Origin of the sequence: Rhodococcus mengyinensis (assembly GCF_048381435.1) — a bacterium.
Classification (GTDB): domain Bacteria; phylum Actinomycetota; class Actinomycetes; order Mycobacteriales; family Mycobacteriaceae; genus Rhodococcus_F; species Rhodococcus_F opacus_D.
This window is the reverse complement of sequence record NZ_JBLWIT010000069.1, coordinates 33,518-60,218: the sequence shown is the minus strand read 5'-3', so window position 1 is coordinate 60,218 and position 26,701 is coordinate 33,518. Positions and strand designations below refer to the sequence as shown.

The window sequence follows — 26,701 nt, the reverse complement described above, 5'->3', positions numbered from 1 at the left end:
TTCAGCGGATTCGGTCGTCGCGGCGCCGGGTGCGACCGGCCTCGAGATACCCCGACAACACCGGACCGATGACGGCGAGGGACTGCGGCTCGATCATGTCGTTGTGCCCGCAGTCCACCCGGTGCTCCACGATTCGACCGGTCACCAGCGGCCGCCACTCGTCCGCCGACCGGGAGCGCGTGGTGCCGTCGTCGTCGCCGGTCGCGGGGAAGATCAGCAGCTCGCCATCGTAGACCTGCGGCTCGAACCGGTGGACCAGATTTCGCGAATTCTCGTATCCGGCGTTGATCCGCGCGAGGTGTTCTCCGCGTAGCCCGGAGTCACTGCCCCACGATTCGTTCAGCAGTTGCGCCGCGCGTTCGTACGTGAGCTCGCCGTCGGTGGCGACGACGAGCCCCAGGCCGCGGAGCAGATCCCGCATGTCGAGCTTCCCGAACAGCGGATCCTCGCCGTTGTCGGGATAGCTGTCCATGACCGTGAGGGTGGCGACGTCGTCGCCTGCACGCTGGAGTTCGACGGCCATCGCGTGGGCGATGACCCCGCCCAGCGACCAGCCCAGCAGGTCGTACGGTCCCTCCGGCTGAATGGCCTTCATCTCCTCGACGTACCGGTGCGCGAGTTGTTCGATCGACTGGTAGTCGCCGTCCCCGCTGATCGTGGGCAACTGCAGTCCGAACGCACGGCGGTCGGCGGGCAGATACCGGACGATACCCGCATACCCCCAGGAGAGCCCGATTCCCGGGTGGACACAGAACAGCGGTCGTCCGGTGCCCTCCGTGCGCAGCGGAATGACCACCCCCAGTGCCTCCGTCACCCCGCTCTCCGCCGACGGCACTGCGATCCTGCGAGCGAGGCCGGCCGGGGTGGGATCGAGGAACATCCATTGCAGCGGGATCTTCCGATCGAGCCTCTCCTGCAGGGCGGCGATCACCTTCGTCGCAAGCAGGGAGTTGCCGCTTCTCTCGAAGAAGTTGTCCTCGGCCCCCACCCGGTCGAGCCCGAGCACCTCGGCGAAGACGTCCACGACCGCCGCCTCGAGGTCGTTCGCCGGCAACCGGAAGGCGGCGCCCGACAGGAACTCGGGTGCGGGCAGTGCGGCGCGATCCAGCTTGCCCACCGGCGTCAGCGGAATCTGTTCGAGGACGACGAGCGCGGCGGGCACCATGTGGGCCGGCAGACGCTCCCCGACGAGACGGGTGAGTTCCGCGGTGTCGACGTCCGCACCGCCGATCGGCCGGACATACGAGACGAGCAGCGGTTCCCCGGCAGGCCCGGCACGGCCGATGGTGACGGCGAACCCGACGTCGGGATGATCGGTGAGTACGGCGTCGATCTCGCCGGGTTCGATGCGGAACCCGCGGATCTTCACCTGGAAATCGCTGCGCCCGACGTACTCGAGGGTGCCGTCCCGGCGCCACCGCACCACGTCTCCCGTGCGGTACATCCGCTCGCCCGGGGCACCCCAGGGGGCGGCCACGAAACGGGACGCCGTCAGATCGGGCCGACGGTGATACCCGGACGCCAGAGCGCGTCCCGACACGTACAGCTCACCGACGACACCGACCGGCACCGGGCGCAGCCGCGAATCCAGCACGACCTCGGAGACGCCGCGGGTGGGTGCGCCGAGCGTAATCGGCTCGCCCGGCACCAGCGCGTCGCTGATGTTCGACATGATCGTCGTCTCGGTCGGCCCGTAGGCGTTGAACATCCGGCGGCCGGGCGCCCACCGGGCGACGAGTTCGGGTGGACAGGCTTCACCGGCCACGACCAGCATCCGCAGCGACTCGAAGCCGAGGGGGTCCATCGACGCCAGTGCGGTCGGGGTGACGAATCCGTGGGACACCCGCTCGTCGCTCAGCAGTGCGGCCAGTTCGGTGCCGCCGTAGATCGTCGGCGGGGCGATCACCAGCGTCGCTCCCGCGCAGAATGCCATGACCAGTTCGAACACGGACGCGTCGAAACTCGGCGACGCGAAGTGCAGCACCCGGGCGCCGGGTGTGACGGCGAGGCGGTCGCGCTCCTCCGCGGCGAGGTTCGCCAGGCCGCGGTGTGTGACGGCCACTCCCTTGGGGACGCCCGTGGATCCGGACGTGTAGATGAGGTACGCGGGATGTGCCTCGTGCAGCGGCGCCGTCCGGTCCGCGTCGACGACGGGGATAGGCGACTTCAGCCGGATCCGTTCCTCGTCTTCGGCGTCGTCGAGCACGATCCAGTTCACGGTGCCGGGCAGCCGATCTCGGTGTGCCCGCAGGGTCACCCCGGACACCGCCCCGGAATCGGTGAGCATGTGCTCGATGCGGTCGAGTGGATACCCGGGGTCGACCGGCAGGAACGCGGCGCCCGTCCGAGCGACGGCCCACACCGACAGCACCGATTCGATCGAGCGCGGCAGGCTCAGAGCGACAGTGGTTCCCGGACCCGCACCGTCCTCGATCAGGCGGCGCGCCAGCCGGTTCGACGCCTCGTCGAGTTCGCGGTAGCTGATCGTCCGGCCCCGGTAGGACACCGCGTCGGCGCCCCGGTCTCGTTCGACGGCGGCCGACAGCAGTTCCGGCAGCAGGACATTCGGGGCGTCGGGTGCGCCGCGCGCCGGGGTGAGCGCCGCGACTTCGTCGGTGCCGAGGATCTCGATGTCGCCGACCGGAACACCGGGTTCCGCGGTGACGGTGCCGAGGATGCGCACGAACCGTTCCGCGAACCCGCGCACCGTGTCGGCATCGAACAGGTCGGTCGCGTAGTCGATCGCACCCACCATGCCCGCCGGGGTGCCGTCGGCGGCGAACCGCTCGTCGAGGATCACCTCGAGGTCCACCTTCACGACGGCGAGGTCGGGATCGAGCCCCTCGACGGTCAGCCCCGGCAACCGCAGAGCGGGATTCTCGGTGTTCTGGAATTCGAGGGACACCTGGAACAGCGGCGAGTGGGCGGTCGACCGCACCGGTCCGACGGCGTCCACCACCCGTTCGAAGGGCAGGTCGGCGTGCGCGAAGGCGCCGAGATCGGCGTCGCGGACCCGCGCGAGCAGGTCACGGAACGGCTGTCCCGCCTCCACCGGGGTGCGCAGGGCCAGCGTGCCGACGAACATGCCGACGAGGTCGTCGAGTGCCGCCTCGCCGCGGCCGGCGATCGGGGTGCCGATCGCCACGTCCCCGGTGCCGCCGAGCCGGCCGAGCAGCACAGCGAGTGCAGCGTGCACGATCATGAACTCGGTGGACCGGTGCTCCCGCGCCGCCGTCCGGATCCGCTCGTGCAGGCCGGGCTCGATCGCGAAGCGCACCCGCTCGCCGCGGAACGACTGCTGTGCGGGACGCCGACGGTCGGCGGGCAGTTCGAGGAATTCGGGCAGCCCGGCCAGCGCCGACTCCCAGTAGGCCAGTTGCCGCGAGATCAGCGACCCGGGGTCGTCCTCCGAACCCAGCAGCCTGCGTTGCCACAGTGTGTAGTCGGCGTACTGGACCGGCAGCGGCGTCCATCCGGGAGCGCGACCGTGGACGCGGGATTCGTACGCGATCATCACATCCCGCACCAGCGGTGCCATGGAGAAGCCGTCGGCGGAGATGTGGTGGACCACGACGGCGAGCACGTGGTCCGTCGGGTCGAGGGAGAACAGGGCGACGCGTAGCGGAACGGCTTGGGCGACGTCGAAGCCGGCCGTCACGAGCCGGGTGAGCTCCTCCCGGAGCCGACCGTCGTCCGCGACCGCGGTCGGCGCGAGCATCGGCGCGGTAGGCGCGAGGATCTCCTGGACGGGTTCGCCGTCGCGGAGCGGGAAGCGGGTGCGCAACGACTCGTGCCGGGTCACGACGTCCGTGACGGCGGCGGTCAGCGCATCCACGTCGAGGTCGCCGATGAGCCGCACCACCATCGGGATGTTGTAGGCGGGCGAACTCGTGTCGAACTGGTTGATGAACCACATGCGTTGCTGGGCGTAGGACAGCGGGATGCGGTCGGGCCGGTCCCCGGCGGTGAGGGCGGGACGGCCGGACGGACCCGCTCCCGCGTGCTCGATACGCGCGGCGAACGCCTCGACCGTGGGCGCCTCGAACAACGCCCGCACGCCGATGTCGGTGTCGAGTGCGGCGCGCAGGCGGGCCACCGCGCGGGTCGCGCTCAGTGAGTTGCCGCCGAGGTCGAAGAATCCCGCGTCCGCGCTCACCCGGTCGAGTCCGAGGACCTCCGCGAAGACCTCGGCCACCGTCTCCTGGACCGGATCGGCGGGTGCCCGGTATTCGCGCGTGCCGAAGTCGAATTCGGGTGCGGGCAGGGCTTTGCGGTCGAACTTGCCGACGGCGTTCAGCGGGATCTCGTCCAGCACCGTGATCGAGGACGGAACCATGTGGGCGGGCAGTCTGCTCGTGAGACGGCGGGTGATCGTCTCGGTATCGAGGGCACGTTCGGGCGCGGGCACCACGTACGACGCGAGGAGCGTGTCCCCGGCCGGACCGCGGTAGGCGACCGTGACCGCGAACCGGACGTCGGGGTCGGCCGTGAGAGTGGTGTCGATCTCGCCGAGTTCGATGCGGAACCCGCGCACCTTCACCTGGAAGTCGCTGCGGCCGAGGTACTCGATGGTGTGCTCGGCAGTCCAGCGCACGATGTCGCCGGTGCGGTACATCCGTTGCCCGGGCTCGGCGGGATCGGCGACGAACCGTTCCGCCGTCACCCCGGGGCGCCGGTGGTAACCGCGCGCCAATCCCGCACCGGCGAGGTACAACTCCCCAGGAACCCCGACCGGAACCGGCCGCAACCGGGAATCCAGCACCAACTCCGTGACACCGCAGATCGGTCCACCGATGGTGATGCGCTCCCCCGGTCTCAGCGGATCGCTGATGTTGGACATGACCGTGGTCTCGGTCGGGCCGTACCCGTTGTACAAGCGGCGCCCCGGCGCCCACCGGGACACGAGTTCGGGCGGGCAGGCCTCGCCGCCGACGACGACGTCGGTGAAGTGATCCAGCCCCGCCGGGTCGAGGGACGCGAGCGCCGCCGTGGTGACGAATGCGTGCGTGACGTGCCGGTCCCGGATCAGCTGGGCGAGTTCGTCGCCGCCGAAGACGGTGGTCGGCGCGATCACCATCGTCGCCGCCGCACCGAACGCCTGCAGGTATTCGAACACGGATCCGTCGAAGCTCGGTGTCGAGAAGTGCAGCGTCCGGGACCCGGGATCCGCCCCGAAGCGGGCGAGTTGGTCGCGCGCGAAATTGTCGAGACCGCGGTGCGTCACGGTGACGCCCTTCGGCCTGCCGGTGGACCCCGACGTGTAGACGAGATACGCGGCCGTGTCGAGGGTGACCGGTGCCGTGCGGTCGCCGTCGTCGACCGATTCCGCGGATGCGGCCGCGCACTCGGCGGCGAACGCGGGGTCGTCGAGAACGAGCCAGCCGATGTTCTCGGGCAGGCGAGCGCGATGCTCGGACGTCGTCAACCCGAGTGCGCAGTCCGAGTCGGTGAGCATGTGCGTGATGCGCTCGCCCGGATAGTTCGGGTCGACGGGCACGAACACGGCCCCGGTCCTGGCCACCGCCCAGACGCACAGCACCGACTCGATCGAGCGTGGAATACCTACGGCCACCGACATTTCCGGCCCGAGTCCGCGGTCGATCAGAGCACGGGCGAGCCGGTTGGACCGCTCGTCCAGCTCCCGGTACGACACCTCGACGTCGCCGGACGACAGGGCGACCGCATCGGGGTCGACCGCGGCGGCGTCCGTGAAGATCTGCGGGAGCGTACGGACGGAGCCGGCGGGACCACCGCGGACCGGTACCAGTTCCGCGCGTTCACGCTCGGTGAGCAGCGACAGCCGGGCCAGCGGCACGTCGGGTCCGGTGCAGGCGTCGAGTACCCGCACCACCCGCTCGGCGATGTCCTCGATCGCGCCGGCGGCGAACAGGCCGGGCACGTACTCGAACTTCAGGTGCAGGCTCGCCGCCGCCGACGCGACGAGGCTCAGCGGGTAGTGGGCGGCGTCGCGGGCATCCACACCGGTCACGCGGAGTCCGGCGATATCGGTGTCTTCCGACAGCCCGGCCCGGTCCACCGGATACGACTCGAACACGGTGAGGGTGTCGAACCCGACGCCGGGACCCGCGGCGTCCTGGATCTCGGCGAGACCCGTGTAGTGGTGATCGAGCATCGCCGCCTGCTCGGCCTGCACCCGCTCCAGCAACGCGCCGAGCGTCTCCTCCGGATGCAGAGTGACGCGCACCGGAACGGTGTTGATGAACAGCCCGACCATCGTCTCGATGCCGGAGAGTTCCGGCGGCCGGCCGGAGACGGTGGCGCCGAACACGACGTCGTCGCGTCCGGTGAGCATCGCCAGCACGATGCCCCATGCCGTCTGCAGAATGCTGTTGAGGGTGAGCCCGCGCGCCCGCGCGGAGTCGCGCAGCCGGTCGGTCCGGTCCTCGTCGAGGTCGAACACCCACTCCCGCGACACGGTCGACAGCTGCCGAGCCCGGTCGGCGGGCACCAGCAGCGTCGGTTCCTCGACCCCCGCGAGGGCGTCCGCCCAGGCCCGCGCGGACAGCTCGGTGTCGCGCACGCTCATCCACACCAGGTAGTCGCGGTAGTCCCGCACGCGGGGCAGCGGAGAGGGGTCGGCGTCCGTGGCGTACAGCGTGAGCAGTTCCCGGATCATCAGCGGCATCGACCAGCCGTCGAGCAGGATGTGGTGGTTCGTCGACACCAGTCGGCAGCGGCCGCCGGCCGTTCGCACCAGCAGGAACCGGATCAGCGGCGCGGTGGCCATGTCGAAGGGGGTGGTCCGGTCGGCGGCCAGCAGTCGCTCGACCTCGGCGGCCGCCGCGTCCTCGTCCAGTGCGCTCAGGTCGATCTCCCGCCAGGGCACGGCGACCCGGCCCGAGACCACCTGCACGGCCCCGCCCTCGGCGTCGTGACAGAACGCGCTGCGCAGGTTCGGGTGACGGTCGAGGAGTGCGGCGGCGGCCCGGCGCAGTCGTGCGGCGTCGACGTCGCCGCCGAGGTCGAGAATCAGCTGGACGAGGTAGGCGTCCACCGATTCGTCGGCCAGTTCGGCGTGGAACAGCATGCCCGCCTGCAACGGCGACAGCGGCCAGACATCGGTCATCGCCGGGTAGCGGCGCTCGAGGTCGTCGATCGCGCTCTGGCCGAGCCGGACGAGGTTCAGGTCGGACGGGGTGAATCCGCCGCCACCGGACCGGGCGTGCTCGGTGAGGGCCTCGAGCGCGCCGACCCACAGGCTCGCGAGTTCGCCGATGTCGTCGGCGGCGATCACCCCGACGGGGAACGACCACGTGGCGGTGAGGGCGGGACCGGCGGCGGTGTCGGTGGTCCTGGCGTTCACGTCGACGACGGCCGCCGCGGGCAGCCCGGAGTGCGCGGCGGCGGCGAGGCCCGCGTCGGCGACCGGCGTCCAGTCGCCGTCCGGCGCGGAACCCGAACCGAGCCTGCCGAGGTAGTTGAAGCTCACCTGCGCGCCCGGCAGGCCCGCGAGTTCGGGAGCCGTCTCGGCGTCGAGGTAACGGAGCAGCCCGAACCCGATGCCGTGGTCGGGGATCGACTGCAACCGCTCCTTCACCGTCTTGACCGCGGCCCCGGCGGCGGGGCCGGCCGCGAACGCGTCGTCGATGTCCACACCACTCAGGTCGAGGCCCACCGGGAAGATCGTGGTGAACCAGCCGACGGTGCGGGCGAGATCGGCGCCCGGAACCACCTGCTCCTCACGACCGTGCCCTTCGAGATTCACCAGCGCGCCGGACGACTCGATCCCGCGCGCGCGGCGCCAGCGGACGAGCGCCAACGCCAGCGCCGTCAGCAGTCCGTCGCCGACACTCCCGTGGAAGGCCTGGGGAAGCGTCGTCAGCAGCGCCTCCGTCACCTCGACGGGAACCCGGACCTCGACGTCGGAGGTCTGGACGTCGGCTGCGGTGAGGGGCCGCGACCCGAGCGGTGGGTCGGGGGTGTCGAGCATCCGCCGCCACAGGTCGAGTTCGGCTGTGCGAGAGGGCTCCTGCGCCACATCGGTGAGGGCGTGCGCCCACCGGCGCATCGACGTGCCGGTGCCGGGCAGGGTGGGCGGCTCACCCGACAGCACCTGAGCGCAGGCCAGGGCGAGGTCGGGGACGAGGATCCGCCACGACACCCCGTCGACCACCACGTGATGGGCGACGATCAGCAGCCGTCCCGCGGCGGCCGGTGTCGCGCTGCTCGCGAACCAGACCGCCTGCACCATCACACCCGACTCCGGGTCGAGCCGGCCCGCGGCGGCGTCCAGTTCGCGGGACGCGGCCTCGGTGAACGAGTCGGCGGCGTCGAGCGGCACCGTGCGCACCACCGCGGTCGCCCGCACCCAGCCGGGCGGCGCGACCGCCATCGCCGCACCGTGCTCGGCCCGGTCACTCCGGTACAGCCGGGCGCGCAGCATATCGTGCCGGTCCAGGACGGCCTGCATCGCCGCCGTCAGCGTGTCCTCGTCCAGTGCGGCGGGGGTGGTGAACAGCGCAGCCTGGGAGTACCGGCGGAAATCGCCGTCCCTGCCCAGCATCCAGTGCACGATCGGGGTGAGGGGGAATTCGCCGACGCCGCCGCCGGGCAGCTCCTCCAGCGTGACCGCCTGCTCTCCCGCGGTCGCGACCTCCGCGAGCGCGGCAACCGTCTTGCGTTCGAACACGTCCCGCGGGGTGATCACCACCCCGGACGCCTTCGCCCGGGTGACGAGCTGAATCGACATGATGGAGTCGCCGCCGACCGCGAAGAACGAATCGTCGACGCCCACCGATTCGAGGCCGAGCACCTCGGCGAACAGAGCGGCAAGGATCCGCTCCGTTTCCGTCGCCGGTGCGCGGCCGAGCGACACCTGCCGTCCGAAGTCCGGTTCGGGCAGCGCCCTGCGGTCGAGTTTGCCGTTCACGGTGAGGGGCAGGACGTCGAGCACCACCACGACCGCGGGCACCATGTGCGCCGCCAGCCGGCCGGCGACCGCGTCGACGATTGCGGCCGGATCCAGCACCCGGCCCGCCTCGGGCACCACGTAGCCCACCAGTCGTTCGCGCCGCGCCAGCACCACCGACTGCGCCACACCGTCGCAGGCGAGCAGCGCCGACTCCACCTCGCCGAGCTCGATGCGGAAGCCCTTGACCTGAACCTGGAAGTCGTTGCGGCCCAGATATTCCAGCTGACCGTCCGCGTTCCACCGGCCGAGGTCGCCGGACCGGTACATCCGCGAACCGGGTGTGTGCGGGTCGGCCACGAACCGGGTCGACGTGAGCGCGAACCGGCCGAGATAGCCCCGGGTCACCTGCGCGCCCGACACGTAGAGTTCCCCGACCACTCCCGGCGGCACCGGGTGCAGTCGGGAGTCGAGCACGTACACGCGCAGTCCGGGCAGTGCCCGGCCGATCACGGAGGCCGACGCGGACGCGGCGAGTTCCACGTCCAGCGGCAGGTGACTGACGTGCACGGTGGTTTCCGTGATGCCGTACATGTTCACCAGCGCCGGGGCGGTGTCGTCGTGTCGCGCGTACCAGCGGGTGAGCTGCCCCAGGTCGAGGGCCTCGCCGCCGAATACCACGACGCGGAGGGACAGTTCGGTGGCGCCGGCGACCCGGTCCGCCTCGGCGAGTTGGTAGAAGGCGGTGGGGGTCTGATTCAGGACGGTGACGTTCTCGTCCCGCAGCAGTCGCAGGAACATGTCGGGTGAGCGGGTCGTGAAGTAGTCGACCACCACCAGCCGGCCGCCGTGGAGCAGCGCACCCCACAGTTCCCAGACGGAGAAATCGAACGCCGCCGAGTGGAACATGGTCCACACGTCGGAGGCATCGAACCGGAACAGCGGTTGCGTGTTCGCGAACAGGGTGACGACGTTGCGGTGCGCCACCTGAACGCCTTTCGGCTGCCCCGTCGAGCCGGACGTGTAGATGACGTACGCCACCGAGTCCGGGCGCAGCGGCCCGGTCCGGTCGCCGTCGGTGACCGGCAGCGGCGACGTACGGTCGAGTTCGGCCACCGTCTCCGCACTGTCCACGAGCAGGAGCGGGACCCCGCTCGCCCGGACCGCGTCGGATTCGGCCTCGGTGGTCAGCACACACACCGGCCGGGCGTCGGCGAACACGAACGCGAGCCGCTCCACCGGGTACGTCACATCCACGGGCACATAGCCGGCACCCGACTTCACCACCGCGAGCAGCGCCACCACCAGCTCCACCGACCGCGCGGCGGCGACGGCCACCAGGGTCTCGGGGCCGGCGCCCCGCGCGATCAGCAAACGCGCCAGGCGATTCGCCCGGGTGTCCAGCTCGTCGTAGGTGAGCGAGACCCCTTCGCACACGACGGCCGTCGCGTGGCGGGATCGCTGCGCGGCCCGCTCGAAGAGGTCCCCCAGGGTCGCGTCCGGGGCCGGGGACTCGGCGAACGCCGGCAGCACCCGGTCCCGCTCCGCGGTGTCCAGGATCTCGATGTCGCCCACGGGAAGCTCCGTGGCCGCGGCGACCGACTCGAGCACCCGAAGGAACCGTTCCCCGAATCGGACCGCGGTGTCGCGATCGAGCACGTCCGTCGCGAACCGCAGTCCGGCACTGAGTCCGGCGGGCGCGCCGTCACTGTCGATCTGCTCGGCGAGACTCAGTTCCAGGTCGAACTTCGCGACGCCCAAGTCCACGCCGAGCGAATCGACGGTGAGTCCGGGCAGTTCGAGGTGGGTGCCCTCCGCGTTCCGGAACTCGATGAGCACCTGGAACAGTGGGGTGTGCGACGTGGATCGTTCGGGGGCGAGATGGTCGACCAGCCGCTCGAACGGGATGTCCGCGTGCTCGAACGCACCGAGGTCCGCCGCCCGCACCGCGGTCAGTACTTGACCGAACGACGCCCGCGGATCCACCACCGTCCGCAGGACGAGCGTGTTCACGAACATGCCCACCACGTCGTCGAGCACCGCCTGCCCGCGACCGGCGACGGGCGTTCCCATCGTGACGTCGTCCGTGCCCGACAGCCGGGACAGCAGGACGGCGAATGCCGCGTGAACCGCCATGAACAGTGTCGAATTATGTTGTGCTGCGATCGTGTTCAACGCACGGTGCAGCCGGGCAGGCACGTCGAACTCGACGACGTCCCCGCGGTAGGACCGCTGGACGGGGCGCGGCCGGTCTACCGGGATCTGCAGCACCTCGGGCGAACCGGACAGGGTGTCCGTCCAGTAGCCCAGTTGCCTCGACAGCACCGAGTCCGGATCGTCCACCGCACCGAGGAAGTCCCGCTGCCACACGCTGTAGTCGGCGTACTGCACCGGCAGCGGGGTCCAGCCAGGCGTCTCCCCCACGGTCCGGGCGGTGTACGCGAGCATGACGTCGCGGGCCAGCGGCATCATGGAGAACCCGTCGGCGGCGATGTGGTGCACGACGATGGCGAGGACGTGCTGCTCGGGTTCCAGCTCGAACAGCCGTGCGCGGAACGGGATCTCGTCGCTCACGTCGAAACCGGCGCCGACCAGGGCTGCGAGGGCGTCCCGCAGTGCGCGGTCACCGGCGGCGGCCACCGGATCGAGGCGGGGGGTGGCCCGCCCGGCATCGACGATCACCTGGTGCGGTCCGTCGACCGACCCGGGAAACACGGTGCGGAGCGATTCGTGCCGCGCGACGACGTCGCCGACCGCCGCGAGCAGGGCGGCGTGATCGAGGACCCCGGTCAGTCGCAGGGCGATCGGAATGTTGTAGGCGGGCGACGACGTGTCGAACTGGTTGACGAACCACATGCGTTGCTGCGCCAGCGACAACGGGATCCGGTCGGGGCGCTGTCGTGCGGCGAGCGCCACCGACGGGGTGGCCGCCGTCACCGCCGAGTCGATCCGGACCGCCAGATCGGCGACGACCGGCGCGTCGAACAGTGCGGCCACGCCGATCCCGGCGTCGAGGGCGGAGTTGATGCGCGCGACCGCCCGGGTGGCGCTGAGCGAGTCGCCGCCCAATTCGAAGAAGCTGTCGTCCGCACCGACGCGCAGGGCGCCGAGCACGTCGGCGAACACCTGCGCGACAGCCTCCTCGACCGGAGTGGTGGGCGCCCGGTACCCGATGGTCGCCGACGTGAATTCCGGTGCGGGCAGAGCCTTCCGGTCGAGCTTGCCGACGGGGGTCAGGGGAATCTCGTCGAGGACGACCACCGCGGCGGGCACCATGTACTTGGGCAGGATCCGGCCCGCGAACGCGAGCACGTCCGGCGCCGCCACCTCCTCGCCGTCGTGCGGCAGCACGTACGACACCAGCGCCGTGTCCCCCAGCGGGCCCGGCCTGCCGAGGGTCGCGGCGAAGTCGAGGTGCGGGTGGGTGGTGAGAACGGAATCGATCTCGCCTAGTTCGACGCGCTGACCGCGGATCTTCACCTGGAAGTCGCTGCGCCCGAGGTATTCGAGGGTGTGGTCGCGGGACCAGCGCACGACGTCGCCCGTGCGGTACATCCGGCCGCCGCCGTAGGGGTCGGCGACGAACCGCTCCGCGGTGAGCGCGGGCCGCCGGTGGTACCCGCGGGCCAGCGCCGGTCCCGCGATGTACAACTCGCCGGGCACCCCGGCCGGAACGGGCTGCAGCCGCGCATCGAGGACCGACAGCGCGATGCCACGGACGGGGCCCCCGATGGTGACCGGCTCGCCCGGTCTCATCGGCCGGCTGAACGTGGTGAGGATGGTGGCCTCGGTGGGGCCGTACCCGTTGAACATCGCCCGATCCGCACCCCACGCGGCGACCAGTTCGTCGCCGACGGCGTCGCCGGCCACGACGAGCGCCTCGAGGTGCTCGATGCCGTCGCGCTCCACGGTGGCCAGGACGGCCGGGGTGATGCAGGCGTGGGTGACGCGTTCGCGGCGCAGCAGCGCCGCCAGTTCCGCCCCGCCGTAGACGTCGGGGGGAGCGATCACGAGCGTCGCCCCGGCGGCACAGGACTGGACGAGTTCGAGTACCGCCACGTCGAAACTGGGTGAACAGATGTGCAGGCATCGGGAGTCGGGTGAGACGGTGTAGTGCTCGGTCTGCTCGGTGAGCAGGTTCGCCAGACCGCGGTGGGTGACGACGACGCCCTTCGGCCTGCCGGTGGACCCGGACGTGTAGATCGCGTACGCGGCGTGGTCGACGTCGAGCACCGACCGGCGGTCCAGGTCGGTGACGCGGACCGGCGATGCGGCGGCCCACGTGCGGTCGAAGGCAGGTTCGTCCAGCACCAGCCACGGCACGGAACCGGGCAATCGGTGTCGGTGAGCGGACGTCGTCACACCCAGTGCCGCACCGGAATCGGCCAGCATATGTTCGATGCGATCGGCGGGATAGTTCGGGTCGACGGGCACGAACGCCGCGCCCGCCTTCGCGACCGCCCACACCGCCAGCACCGATTCCCGTGATCGGGGTAGCCCGAGCGCCACGAACGTCTCCGGCCCGGCACCGCGTTCGATGAGGACACGGGCCAGCGCGCTCGACCGCTCGTCGAGCTCGCGGTAGCTCGTCTCGCGTCCGTCGAAGACGAGCGCGGGCGCCTCCGGCCGGTTCCCGGCCGAGGCGGTGAGGATCTCGGGCAGGGTCTTCGGCGGCCCGGCGGGGGCCCCGGACACCGCGGTGTACTCCTGGAGTTCGGCCTCCGACAGCAGGGTGAGGTGGGCGATGGGTGTGTCGATGTCCGCCAGCATGATCTGCACGACGCGCGCGACGCGGGCCGCCACCGACTCCGCGAACTCGCTCCGGAAGACGTTCGGCTGGTATCGCAGTCGCAGGTGCAGTCCGGTGTCGACGTGCGCCATCAGGGTGAACGGATAGTGGGTGGAGTCGATCCCCTCGATCCCGGCGACGTGCATGCCGTCGATGTCGGTGTCTTCCGACAATCCCATGCGGTCCACCGGATAGGACTCGAACACGGTCAGTGTGTCGAAGGCAGCACCTTCCCCGACGGCGCGCTGAATCTCCGTGAGGCCCACGTAGTGGTGATCGAGCAGGGCGGACTGTTCACGCTGGAAACGCTGCAGCAGTTCCGCGAGCGTCTCCTCGCGGCGCAGGCGCAGCCGGACGGGCACCGTGTTGATGAACAGCCCGACCATCGACTCGATGCCGGCGACTCCCGGTGGGCGGCCGGACACCGTGGCTCCGAAAACCACGTCCTCGCGCGTGCCGAGTGTGGTCAGCACCAGCCCCCACGCCACCTGGACGAGGGTGTTCATCGTCAGTCCGTGCTCTCGTGCGAGGGCCTCGAGCGCCCGGGTCTTCTCCTCGCCCACGTCGAGGCGCACGTCCTCGGGTTCGGCGAAGCTCTGCTCGCCGCGCGCCGCGGGGGTCACGAATGTCGGCTCGTCCGAGCCGGCGAGGGCGGATACCCAGGCGGCCGTGGAGCGTTCGTGGTCCTGCCTGCCGATCCACTGCAGGTAGTCGCGGTAGGACGCGACGTGGGGAAGGGCCGTCGTGTCGCCGTCCGTGGCGTAGAGGATCAGCAGGTCCTTGATCACCAGGGGCGTCGACCATCCGTCGAGAAGGATGTGGTGATGGGTCACGACGAGCCGGTACCGGTCGGGTGCGGTGCGCAGCAACGTGAATCGGAGCAGCGGCGCCTCGGACATCTCGAACGGGACGGCGCGGTCTGCCGCGACGAGTGCCTCCGCCTCCGCGGCGATCCGGGTGTCGTCGAGATCCGACAGGTCGACGTCGGTCCACGGCGCGGTCGCCCCGGCGAGTACCACCTGGACCGGTCCGCCACCGGTGTCCGCGAACGCCACCCTGAGGTTCGCGTGCCGGTCGAGCAGGCCCTGTGCGGCGCGGCGGAGCCTGGCGGAGTCGACGGTGCCGCGCAGGTCGAGGACCAGCTGCACCTGATACGCGTCGAGGCGATGCTCGGACAGCTGCGCGTGGAACAGCAGACCGGCCTGCAGCGGTGACAACGGCCAGATGTCGGCGAGGTCCGGGTAGGTGCTCTCGAACCGGTCGATGTCTGCCTGCCCGACGGACACCAGATCGAGATCGGACGGCGTCAGCCCCCCTGCGCCCGGGCGGCTCGCGTGCTCGGCCAGGGAGGTGAGTCCCCGAACCCACAGTGCGGACAGCTCTTCCACGTCCTCGGCGGCCAGCACACCGGTGGGGTACGACCACGTCGCCGTGAGTACCGGTGCGCCGTCCCGGACGGTGGTGGCGGCGTTGACGTCCACGACCCAGGCGGCGGGCATGTCGTAGTTCTGGGTTCCGCCGAGGTCCCCGCTGCCCGCGACGGGCAGCCAGGGCACGTCGCCCCCGCTCGTCGCCACCCGGCCGAGGTAGTTGAAACTCACCTGCGGTGGCCGGAATCGGCGCAGTGCCTCCGAGCCGACCGGATGCAGGTATCGCAGGATCCCGTACCCGATGCCGTGATCGGGGATGGCGAGGAGTTGTTCCTTGATCGCCTTGATCGCGGACCCGGCCGCGTCGTCGCCGGCGAGGGCGGCGGCGATGCCGATGCCGGTGAGGTCGAGTCGCGCCGGGAACAGTGTGGTGAACCACCCGACAGTGCGGGACAGGTCGGCGCCGGGCACGACGTGGTCTTCGCGGCCGTGACCCTCGAGGTTGATCAGCACGTCGGCCGTCTCGACCCCGCGGTGCCGCCGCCACCGGATCATTGCCAGTGTGAGCGCGGTGAGGAGGCCGTCGCCGACGGTGCCGTGGAACGCGGCGGGCAGTGTGGTGAGGAGTGCCTCGGTGACGGGTGCGGGGACGTCGACGGTGACGCGGCCCGTCGTGGCATCGACGTCGACGGCCGGATCGAGCGGCCGGAACCCGAGGAGCGGGTCGGGGCCGTCCAGGATCGACTGCCACCGCCCCGCTTCGGTGCGACGGGCCGCCGCGGCATCGGTGAGTCCGTGCGACCACCGCCGCATCGACGTCCCCACGGCAGGCAGCGCGGCAGGCAGACCCTCGGCGGCGCGAGTGTGGGCCGCCGCCAGATCCGCGATCAGGATCCGCCACGACACGCCGTCGACCACGAGATGATGCGCGACCAGCAGCAACCGCCCCTGCCCGCCGGGACCGTCGAACCAGAGCACCTGCACCATGCTGGCCGAGGCCGGGTCCAGGCGGTCCGCCGCCGCGTTCAGTTCCGCTCTCGCCACCGCATCGAAGTCGCCGGCGTCGAACGACGTCACGGGCACGTGATGGATCAGCGCATCGGCGGGCACCGATCCGGTCGGCAGCACCGTCATGGCCCACTGCCCCGACTCGTCGACGGCGAGCCGCGCGCGGAGCATGTCGTGACGGTCCAGCACGGCGTCGACGGCGGCGGCGAGATCGCCACGGGTGAGCCGGGGCGGCGCGGTGACCAGCACGGCCTGGGAGAACCGGTCCAGCCGGCCGCCGCTTCGTCCCAGCATCCACGCGACGACGGGTGTGAGCGGAACCGGGCCGACGCCACCGCCGGGCAGTTCCTCCAGCACCACGGCATCCGCGCGCTCGTAGTGGGCCACCTCGGCGAGACCGGCGACGGTCCTGCGCTCGAACACGTCCCGCGGGGAGAGGATCAGACCCGCTGCCTTCGCGCGGGCCACCAGCTGGATCGACATGATGCTGTCGCCGCCCAGCGCGAAGAACGAATCGTCCACACCCACCGACTCGAGTCCCAGCACGTCCCGGAACAGGCCGGCGAGCAGCGCCTCCGTCTCGGTGCGGGGCGGACGACTGTCGGTGACGGCGACACCGAAGTCCGGTTCCGGCAGCGCCTTCCGGTCGAGCTTGCCGTGGACCGTCACCGGGAGCGCCGCGATCACCACGACAACGGCGGGCACCATGTACGACGCGAGGCGCGTGCCCGCGAACTGCAGCACTTCGCCCGGATCGATGTCCGCTCCGGGTTCGGGGACCACGTATCCGATCAGCCGGTCGCCCGAGCGTTCGTCGCGGCGCACGTCGGCGATCGCCGCCGCCACGTCGCCGTGCGCGAGCAGCGCCGACTCGACCTCGCCCAGCTCGATCCGGAATCCGCGGATCTTCACCTGGAAGTCGGTGCGCCCGAGGTAGTCGAGTTGCCCGTCCGTCGTCCAGCGCACGAGGTCGCCGGTCCGGTACATCCGGCTGCCCGGCGGCCCGAAGGGGTTGGCCACGAAGCGTTCCGCGGTGAGCGGGTATCGGCCGTGATAGCCGCGCGCGAGCGCCGGGCCCGCGAGGTACAGCTCCCCCGCGACCCCCGCCGGTACGGGATGCAGCCGCTGATCGAGGACCGCCTCGGTGAACCCGAGCGTCGGCGCGCCGATCGTGACCGGTTCGCCCGGCGCCAGCGGGGTGCTGATGCTCGACACGACGGTCGACTCGGTCGGACCGTACGCGTCGAACATGGCCCTGCCCGGTGCCCAGCGGGCCACCAGTTCCGGCGGGCACGTTTCGCCGCCGGTCACCACGCACTGCACGCTCTCCAGACCGGCGGGATCGACCGAGGCGAGCGCCGCCGGGGTGACGAAGCAGTGCGTGACCCGCTCGCGCAGCAGCAGTTCCGCCAGCTCGTCGCCGCCGTAGACGGACGGGGACGCGATGACCATCGTCGCGCCCGGCCCAACCGCCAGCATCAGCTCCAGCACGGAGGCGTCGAAGCTCGGCGACGCGAAGTGCAGGGTCCGGGACGCCGCGGACGTGCCGAACGTGCTCTGCTCCGTCGCAGCGAAATTCGCCAGACCGCGGTGCGTGGTCACCACACCTTTCGGCCTGCCCGTCGATCCCGACGTGTAGATCACGTACGCGGGGTGGTCCACGTGCAACGGTGACGTCCGGTCGGTGTCGGTCACCGCCGCCGCCGGGAGCAGCGCCAGCTCGGCCTCGGTCCCGGGGTCGCCCGGCACCAGCCACGGGATCGACGCGGGAAGGGCTGACTGCAGCGCGGCCGTGGTGAGACCGGCGACGGCGCCCGAGTCGCCGAGCATGTACTCGATGCGCTCGGCCGGATGGTTCGGGTCGACCGGCAGGAACGCTGCCCCGGTCTTGGCCACGGACCAGACGGCCAGCACGGATTCGATCGACCGCGGCAGTGCCAGAGCCACCACCTGTTCCGGGCCGACGCCGCGCTCGATCAGGAGCCGGGCGAGCCTGTTCGACCATTCGTCGAGGTCCCGGTAGGACACGTGACGTCCTTCGAAGCACAGCGCCGCGGCGGCCGGGTCCGTGGCCGTGGCGGCCGTCAGCAACTGCGGCAACGTCCGAGCGGCCACGCCGGGGCCTCCGCTCGCGGACGTCAGCGCGGCCCGCTCGCCGGCGCCGAGGACGTCGACGTCGCCGACCGGGGCGTCCGGCGATTCGGTGACGGCGCTCAGGATCCGGACCAGGCGCTCGGCGAACGCGGCCACCGTGTCCGCGTCGAAGATGTCGGTGGCATACCCCAGCGCCGCACTGATCCCCGCGGGATGACCGTCGGGGTCGACGTTCTCCCGCAGCGTCAGCTGGAGGTCGAAATTGATCGTGTCGAACGCGAGGCCGAGGGGTTCGACGTGGAGGCCCGGCAGTTCCAGCTCGGGGCGCTCGGTGTTCTGGAATTCGAGCATCACCTGGAACAGCGGTGAGTACGCCGTCGAACGGGAGGGACGCAGGCTTTCCACGACGCGTTCGAACGGGACGTCCGCGTGCGTGAACGCCCCGAGATCGGCCTCGCGGACCTGCGCGAGCACCTCGGCGAACGTGCGGGCGCCGTCGACGGGGGTGCGGAGCACGAGGGTGTTCACGAACATCCCGACCAGGTCGTCGAGCTCGGCCTCGCCGCGGCCCGCGATGGGGGTGCCCACGGCGATGTCGTCCGACGCACTCAGCCGCGACAGCAGGACCGCCAGTGCGGAGTGCAGTGCCATGAACACGGTCGATCCGTGCCTGCGTGCGAGTTGCACGACGCTCCGGTGGAGGTCCGGGTCGATGTCGAATTCGACGCGGGCCGCGCCCAGGGTGCGGGCGGCCGGGCGGGGCCGGTCCGTCGGCAGTTCCAGCACATCCGGAAGGTCGGCCAGTGTCGCGGTCCAGTAGTCGAGCTGGCGGGCGAGACGCGAACCGTCTTCGCCTTCGTCGCCGAGCCAGTCTCGGTGCCACAGTGTGTAGTCGGCGTACTGCACAGGAAGCGGGGTCCAGTCGGGCGCGGCGCCGCGGCACCGGGCGGTGTACGCCGACAGGACGTCGCGGGCGAGCGGAACCATCGAGAAACCGTCCGCCGCGATGTGATGCACGACCACGGCCAGCACGTGCTCGTGCTCGTTCACCCCGAACAGCCGGGCCCGCACCGGCGCCTCCGTCGTCACGTCGAACCCGGCGGAGAGCAGGCGGTGAAGTTCCGCGCCGAGGTCCGCCGACCCGACGGCGTGCGGTGTGAGTGCGGGCGCCACCTTCTCTGCCGGGAGGATCACCTGCCGCGGACCGCTGGCGGTGAGGGGGAAGACGGTGCGGAGGGACTCGTGGCGCTCGACGACGTCGGCGACGGCCGCCTCCAGCGCCTGCGCGTCGAGGGTGCCGGAGAGGCGGAGCGCGATCGCGACGTTGTACGCCGCACTGGCCGTGTCGAACTGGTTGATGAACCACATCCGCTGCTGTGCGAGCGAGACGGGGACCTCCCGCGACGGATCCCGCGGGGCCGGCGGCGGCCGGGATTCCGGGCGGGAGTCTCCGGCCTCGGCGCGGGCGGCCAATCCGGCGACGGTCGGGGCGTCGAACACGTCCCGCACGCCCAGACGGTCGCCGACCGCAGCGTTGACGCGGGCGACGAGCCGGGTCGCGGTCAGCGAGTTCCCGCCGAGTGCGAAGAAGCTGTCGTTCGCCCCCACCCGGACGCTGCCGAGCAGATCGGCGAACACGGCGGCGACGATCTCCTCCACCGGATTGCGTGGGGCGACGAAACCCACCGTCGAAATGCCGAAGTCCGCTTCGGGCAGTGCTTTCCGGTCGAGTTTGCCGTTGACCGTCAGGGGCACGGCGTCGATCACCACGACCGCGGCCGGCACCATGTACGACGGAACGCTCGCCCCGACCGCATCGAGAACCGCCGCCGCGTCGACATCCGCACCCATCTCCGGGACCACGTAACCCACCAGCCGGTCACCGTCCCGGTCGTCGCCGCGCACCACGACCACCGACTGCGCGACCCCTGCACACGCGGCCAGGGCCGCCTCCACTTCGCCGAGTTCCACCCGGAATCCGCGCAGCTGCACCTGGAGGTCGCTGCGCCCCACGTACTCGAGCCGGCCGCCCGCACCCCACTTCACGACGTCGCCCGAGCGGTACATGCGCGCCCCCGCCCGGTGGTGGTCGAACGGGTCGGCGACGAAACGCGTCGCGGTCAAACCCTGCCTGCCGATGTAGCCGCGGGTCACCTGGTCGCCGGACACGTACAGTTCGCCCACTACCCCGGGCGGTACCGGATGCAGCCGGCCGTCGAGGACGTAGACCCGCAGACCGGGGAGTCCGCCGCCGATCACCGAGCCCGGCACGGACGCCGCCAGCGCGCGGTCGAGGGCGAGGAAGCTGACGTGCACCGTGGTCTCGGTGATGCCGTACATGTTCACCAGCACGGGGGCCCGGTCGTCGTGCCGGGTGTACCACCGCTCCAGTTGCCCGACGACGAGGGCTTCGCCGCCGAAGATCACGTGCCGCAACGACAGTGGCGCCTGATCGGTGTCCTCGACGGCGTTCGCCGCGCGATCGGCCTCCGTCAGCTGGTAGAACGCCGTCGGGGTCTGGTTCAGCACCGTCACCCGTTCCCGGCGCAGCAGTTCGAAGAACGTGTCCGGCGATCGTGCGGTGAAGTAGTCGACCAACACCAGCCGGCCACCGTGGACGAGCGCACCCCACAGTTCCCAGACGGAGAAGTCGAAAGCGTACGAGTGGAACAGCGTCCACACGTCGGACGAGTCGAATCCGAACAGTTCCCGGGTGTTGGCGAGCAGCGTGACGACGCACCGGTGCGACACCTGGACGCCTTTGGGTCGCCCGGTGGACCCCGACGTGAAGATGACGTACGCGACGGCGTCGGCCCGCAGCGGCCGCAACCGGTCCGAGTCGGTGACCGGCAGCCCGGACAGTTCGGCCACCGCACCGGCCGTCGCCGGATCGTCGATCGCCACCACCGGGATTCCGGCCGGTGCCAGCGACGCGAATTCGGCGCTCACCACGGCGCAGACGGGTCGCGCGTCCTCGAACATCGCTGCCACCCGCTCGGCGGGATAGCTGGTGTCGACCGGCACGTACCCGCCACCGGCGGCGAGCACCGCCAGCAACGTCACCACGAGGGCAGGTGTGCGATCCACCATCACCGCGACCAGCGACTCGGTTCCCACCCCCTCGGCGATCAGCAACCGGGCCAACCGGTTCGCCTGCTCGTCCAGTTCGCCGTAGGTCAGCGTCGCGTCACCGCACACGACCGCGGTGGCGTCCGGGGTCGACGCGGCCACCCGCGCGAACAACTCGACCACGGTCTGCGCGTCGGCGGTGACGCCCTCGTGGTTCCATCGGTCCAGCACCAGGTCGCGCTCGACCGCACCGAGAACCGGGATGTCCCCCACCACCGCCGCCGGGTCGTCGACCACCGCCCGCAGCACCCGGACGAAGCGTTCCCCGAACCCCTCCACCGACGTCCGGTCGAACACATCCGTCGCATAGAGGAAGGCAGCGGACATTCCGGCGGCGGTGCCCTTCTCGTCGTGATGTTCGGCAAGCGACAGCTGGAGGTCGAATTTGGCGACCCCCGGGTCGACGTCGACCGCCTCGACAGTCAGGCCCGGCAGTTCGAGGTGGGCGCGCACGGTGTTCTGGAATTCGAGCAGTACCTGGAACAGCGGCGAGTGGGACGTCGACCGGCCTGGTGCCAGCTCGTCGACGACGCTCTCGAAGGGAACGTCCGTGTGCCCGAACGCGCCCAGATCCGTGTCGCGGGCCCGGGCCAGCACGTCGGTGAACACCTCACCCGGCTCCACCGGAGTCCGCAGCACCAGCGTGTTGACGAACATCCCGACCAGGTCGTCCAGCGCCGCCTCACCGCGACCCGCGATCGGGGTGCCGATGGCGACGTCACCCGACCCGGACATCCTCGACAGCAGTACGGCCAGCGCCGCGTGCATCACCATGAACAGGGTTGCGTGGTGCTCGCGCGCGAGGAGGAGCAGTTGCCGGTGCAGGCCCGCGTCGATCGCGAACGCCGCGGTCGCTCCCTCGAGTGAGCGGGCGGGCGGCCTGTTCCGGTCGAGCGGCAGGGCGCTGACCTCCGGCAGTTCTGCGAGCACACCGCGCCAGTACTTCAGTTGCCGGGACATGAGGCTGTCCGCGTCCTCGGCACTGCCGAGAAGGCGACGCTGCCACACGCTGAAGTCGGCGTACTGCACGGGCAGCGGCTCCCAGCTCGGCGGCGTCCCGGACCGGCGCGAGGAGTACGCGACCATCAGGTCGCGGGCCAGCGGCGCGAGCGACGCCCCGTCGGCGGCGATGTGATGCACCACGATCACCAGCACGTGTTCGTCGGGGCCGGTCCACAACAGCGCCGCCCGCAGCGGGACCTTCGCGCTCACGTCGAATCCGCCCGCGAGGAGGGTCGCGATCCTCTCGTACAGCGACTCGTCGCCGTCGACGTGCGGGGTGAGGTCCGGGACGACGTCCGCGGTGTCGACGACCACCTGGTAGGGCCCGTCCGTCGACGCGGGATACACGGTGCGCAGCGACTCGTGCCGCTCGATCACGTCGCCGACCGCTTCCCGCAGCGTGTCCGCGTCCAGAGGTCCGGTGAGGCGCACGGCCATCGGGATGTTGTACGCCACCGACGACGTGTCGAACTGGTTGATGAACCACATCCGTTGCTGCGCCAGCGACAACGGGATCCGGTCGGGCCGCTCCCCGACGACCAGGGGCGGTCGGTCCACGAGTTCGGTCCCCGCACGCCGAACGTACGCGGCCAGCAGTTCGGCGGTGGGCGCCTCGAACAACGCCCGCACACCCACGTCCGATCCGAGTGCCGCGTTGACGCGCGCGATCACCCGTGTCGCCACGAGAGAATTGCCGCCGAGGTCGAAGAAGCTGTCGTCGACACTGATCCGTTCGACGCCGAGGACCTCGGTGAAGACCTCGGCGATCGACTCCTCGACCGGGTCGGTTGGCGCCTTGAACTCCGCGGCCGCGGACAGGAACCGCGGTTCCGGCAGCGCCGCGCGGTCCAGCTTCCCGACCGGGGTCAGCGGGATCTCGTCGAGCACCACGACGACCGAGGGAACCATGTACGCCGGCAACCGGTTCCGCACCTGCCGCAGCAGTTCCGTCGTCTCGATCGGCCTGCCCGGAGCCGGGACGACGTACGAGACCAGGGCGGTGTCCCCGGTCGGTCCCGGCCTGCCGATGGTGACGGCCAGTCGCACGTCCGGATGCGTCTGCAGCATCGCGTCGATCTCGCCGAGCTCGATGCGGAAGCCCCGCACCTTCACCTGGAAGTCACTGCGGCGCAGGTACTCGAGGGTGTGGTCGGGCCGCCACCGCACCACGTCACCGGTGCGGTACATCCGGCCCCGGCCGTACGGGTCGGCGACGAACCGCGCCGCGGTGAGACCGGGACGGCGGTGATAGCCCCGCGCCACACCGGCACCGGCGATGTACAGCTCACCGGGTACCCCGACGGGTACCGGATGGAGCCGGGCGTCGAGTACCACTTCCTCGGTACCTCTGATCGGACCGCCGAGTGTGATGGGGTCACCCGGGGTCATCGGTGCGCTGATGTTCGCCATGACGGTCGTTTCGGTGGGACCGTACGCGTTGTGCAGCCTGCGGTCCGGCGCCCACCGGGCCACCAGTTCGGGCGGGCAGACCTCACCGCCCACGACCACGTCGAGGAAGTCGCCCAGCGAATCCGGCGGGATCGTGCCCAGCGCAGCCGTGGTGACGAAGCCGTGCGTGACACGTTCCGACCGCAGTAGGTCGGCCAGTTCCGGGCCGCCGTACGCGGACGGCGGCACGACCACCATCGTGGCACCCACCCCGAACGCCTGCAGGTACTCGAAGACGGACGCGTCGAAACTCGGCGTCGAAAAGTGCAGTGTCCGTGATGATCTCGTGGCGCCGAAACGTTCCTGCTGGTCGGCCGCGAAGTTGTCGAGCCCGCGGTGCGTGACAGTGACGCCCTTCGGCTGCCCCGTCGAGCCGGACGTGTAGATCAGGTACGCGGAATTGTCGAGGTGCAGGGGCCGGATGCGGTCGGAGTCGGTCAGCGGACGGTCGGAGCGGGCGGCGCAGTCGGCCTGGAAGTCCGCGTCGTCGAGCACGCACCAGGGAATCGAATCGTGTAAGCGTCCCCGCAGCGACTCCTCCGTCAGGCCCAGCACCGCACCGGAATCGGCGAGCATGTAGTCGATTCGGTCGGGCGGGTAGTTCGGGTCCACCGGAACGAACGCCGCCCCGGCCTTGGCGACGGCCCACACGGACGCCACCGACCGGAACGAACGTGGCAGTGCCAGCGCGACGAACGATTCCGGCCCCACCCCGCGGTCGATCAGCATGCGCGCGACCTGCGTCGACCACCGGTCCAGCTCGCGGTACGACAACTCCTCGCCCTGCCGCGACAGGGCCGTCGCCGCCGGATCCAGTGCGGCGGCGTCCGCGAAGAGGTCGGGCAGGGTGCGCTCGGACCGGCCCGGTCGTCCTCGTACCGGTGTCAGCGCGGAACGTTCGTCTGCGGAGAGGATCTCGATGTCACCGACCGGAACCACCGGATCGGCCGCCATCGCGTCGAGGATGCGGAGGTACCGCTCAGCGGCCACCCGAATCGTGTGGGCGTCGAACAGGTCGGCGGCGAAACCGAATTCGACGGCGACACCCGCCGGATCGCCCGACTCGTCGGCCGCTTCGGTCACGGTCACGCACAGGTCGAGGCCGGAGACGGCAGAACCCGGGGAGCCGGGCGCGCGGGTGTCGAGCAGCACCTGGAAGATCGGTGCGTACGCGTCCGACACCGACACATCGAGTTCCCGCACCAGACGATCGAACGGAACACCGGTGTGCGCCGTCGCCTCGGTAGCGACGTCCCGGACGTGCGACAGATAGTCGCGGCACGACTCCTCGCTCGCGTACCGCGATCGCACCACCACGACGTCCGTGCGATCGCCCACGTCCACGGCCGTTCCGACGGCGATGTCGCTGCTACCCGTCACCCGCCCCAGCAGGATCGACAGGGCCGTCAGGAACACCGTGCGGCCGGTGGTGCCTGCGGCGTCGGCCAGTGCGGCCATGCGGCGGTGCAACTCCCTCGGCACCACTACGGTGACCCGATCGCTCGCCTGCGACAACCTCGCGGGCCGCCGATGATCGGTGGGCAACGGCAGGAGGTCGGGCAACCCGTCCAGCTGCCGGCGCCAGTAGTCGATTTCCGCCGCCTCGCGCAGAAGTCGTTCGCCGGTGCGGGAACTGGTCTCGTGGATGCTGCCCACCCGGGACGCCGGGTCTGCGGTGGCCAGTTCCTCGAGCAGTTCGACGAACTGACGATGGTGTTCCCGCAGTTCCGCGTCCTCGTAGCGGCTGGGGTTCGCGCGGAAGTCCACGAAGATCCGGGTGGGAGTGCCGCTCTGATACACGTTGATCAGCAGGTCCTCGACCGGACCCGACGTGACGATGTGGAAATCGCCGAGGAGCGAACCCAGCGCGACCTCCTGGCGGAACAACATGACGTTCACCATCGGCCCGTACAGTGCCGTCGTCGCGGTGTCGCCGGCGTCGCGGCGGATGTCGTCGAGGCTGCACCGCTGGTGTCGCAGTGCGGCGACCAGCTCACGCTGCACCTTCTCGATCAGTTCCGCGACGGTGTCGTCGGCCCGGACACTGACGGGCATCGGTGCCACGTTGACGAGCATGCCCCCGGAATTGCGCAGTACCGCCGTGGTGCGGGCCGACACCGGAATGGTCACCAGCACATCGGTTCTGCCGGTACGTCGCGACAGGTAGCACGCCGCGGCCGCGATGATGGTCGCCGCCGACAGGCTGTCGCGGGAATCGAGAACGGCCACGACGTCGTCCGAGAGGACAGCGCTCTCCACCGTGCTGGTGGCCGACACCTGCCCCGCCGTCCGCGCCAGCGTGGTGCCCTCGAGCCCGGCGACCCGCCCCGCCCAGTACTCCCGATCGGTCACGAACCGCTCGGAGGCGCGGTACCGGCTGTCGATGTCGTACAACTGCCGCAGGCTCACCGCCCGGTTCGGATCCGGTTCGCGGCCCGCGACTTTCGCGGAGTACCGGTGTGCGATGCGGCGCAGCATCGTCATGGCCCCATAGCCGTCGAGAGCGACGTGGTGAATCCTGCTGTACCACAGGAAGTGTGTGTCACCGGTCTGCAGGATCGACGTCTCGACCAGCCGGTCGGCGCTCAGATCGAGCGGCGTGACGTAGTCACGTTCCATCCATGCGTGCGCCGCCGCCACCGGGTCCTCGTCCGCGCGGAAGTCGACGTACGCGATCGACGTGTCCGTCCGATGGTCCACGTACTGCAGCGGCCGCCCGTCGACGTCGTACACCTTGAGGAAGGGCGATTCGAATTCGCGGGCCGCTTCCACTGTCTCCTGCCGGAGCAGGTCGATGTCGAGGACACCGTGGAACTCGACGTACTGGGCGATGGAGATCGGGACCAGCGGTTCGAGTTGCTGCGCGAACCACGTGGCCCGCTGGGCCGCCGAGAGCGGAATCGGTTCGCCGCCGTCCGGAACACGGAGGTCCGCGGGGCGGCGCGTTTCTCCCGCCCCCGGAACGGGTCCTTCACCTTGTCCAGGGCACAC

General features: G+C 70.8%; 1 protein-coding gene. It reads right to left on the bottom strand.

The window, feature by feature from the left end; genetic code table 11:
- Position 1: 1 nt before the first annotated feature.
- Entirely contained in the window at positions 2-26,701 is a 26,700-nt protein-coding gene (locus ACNJ7E_RS13850) for a non-ribosomal peptide synthase/polyketide synthase (RefSeq protein ID WP_418340130.1), read from the bottom strand.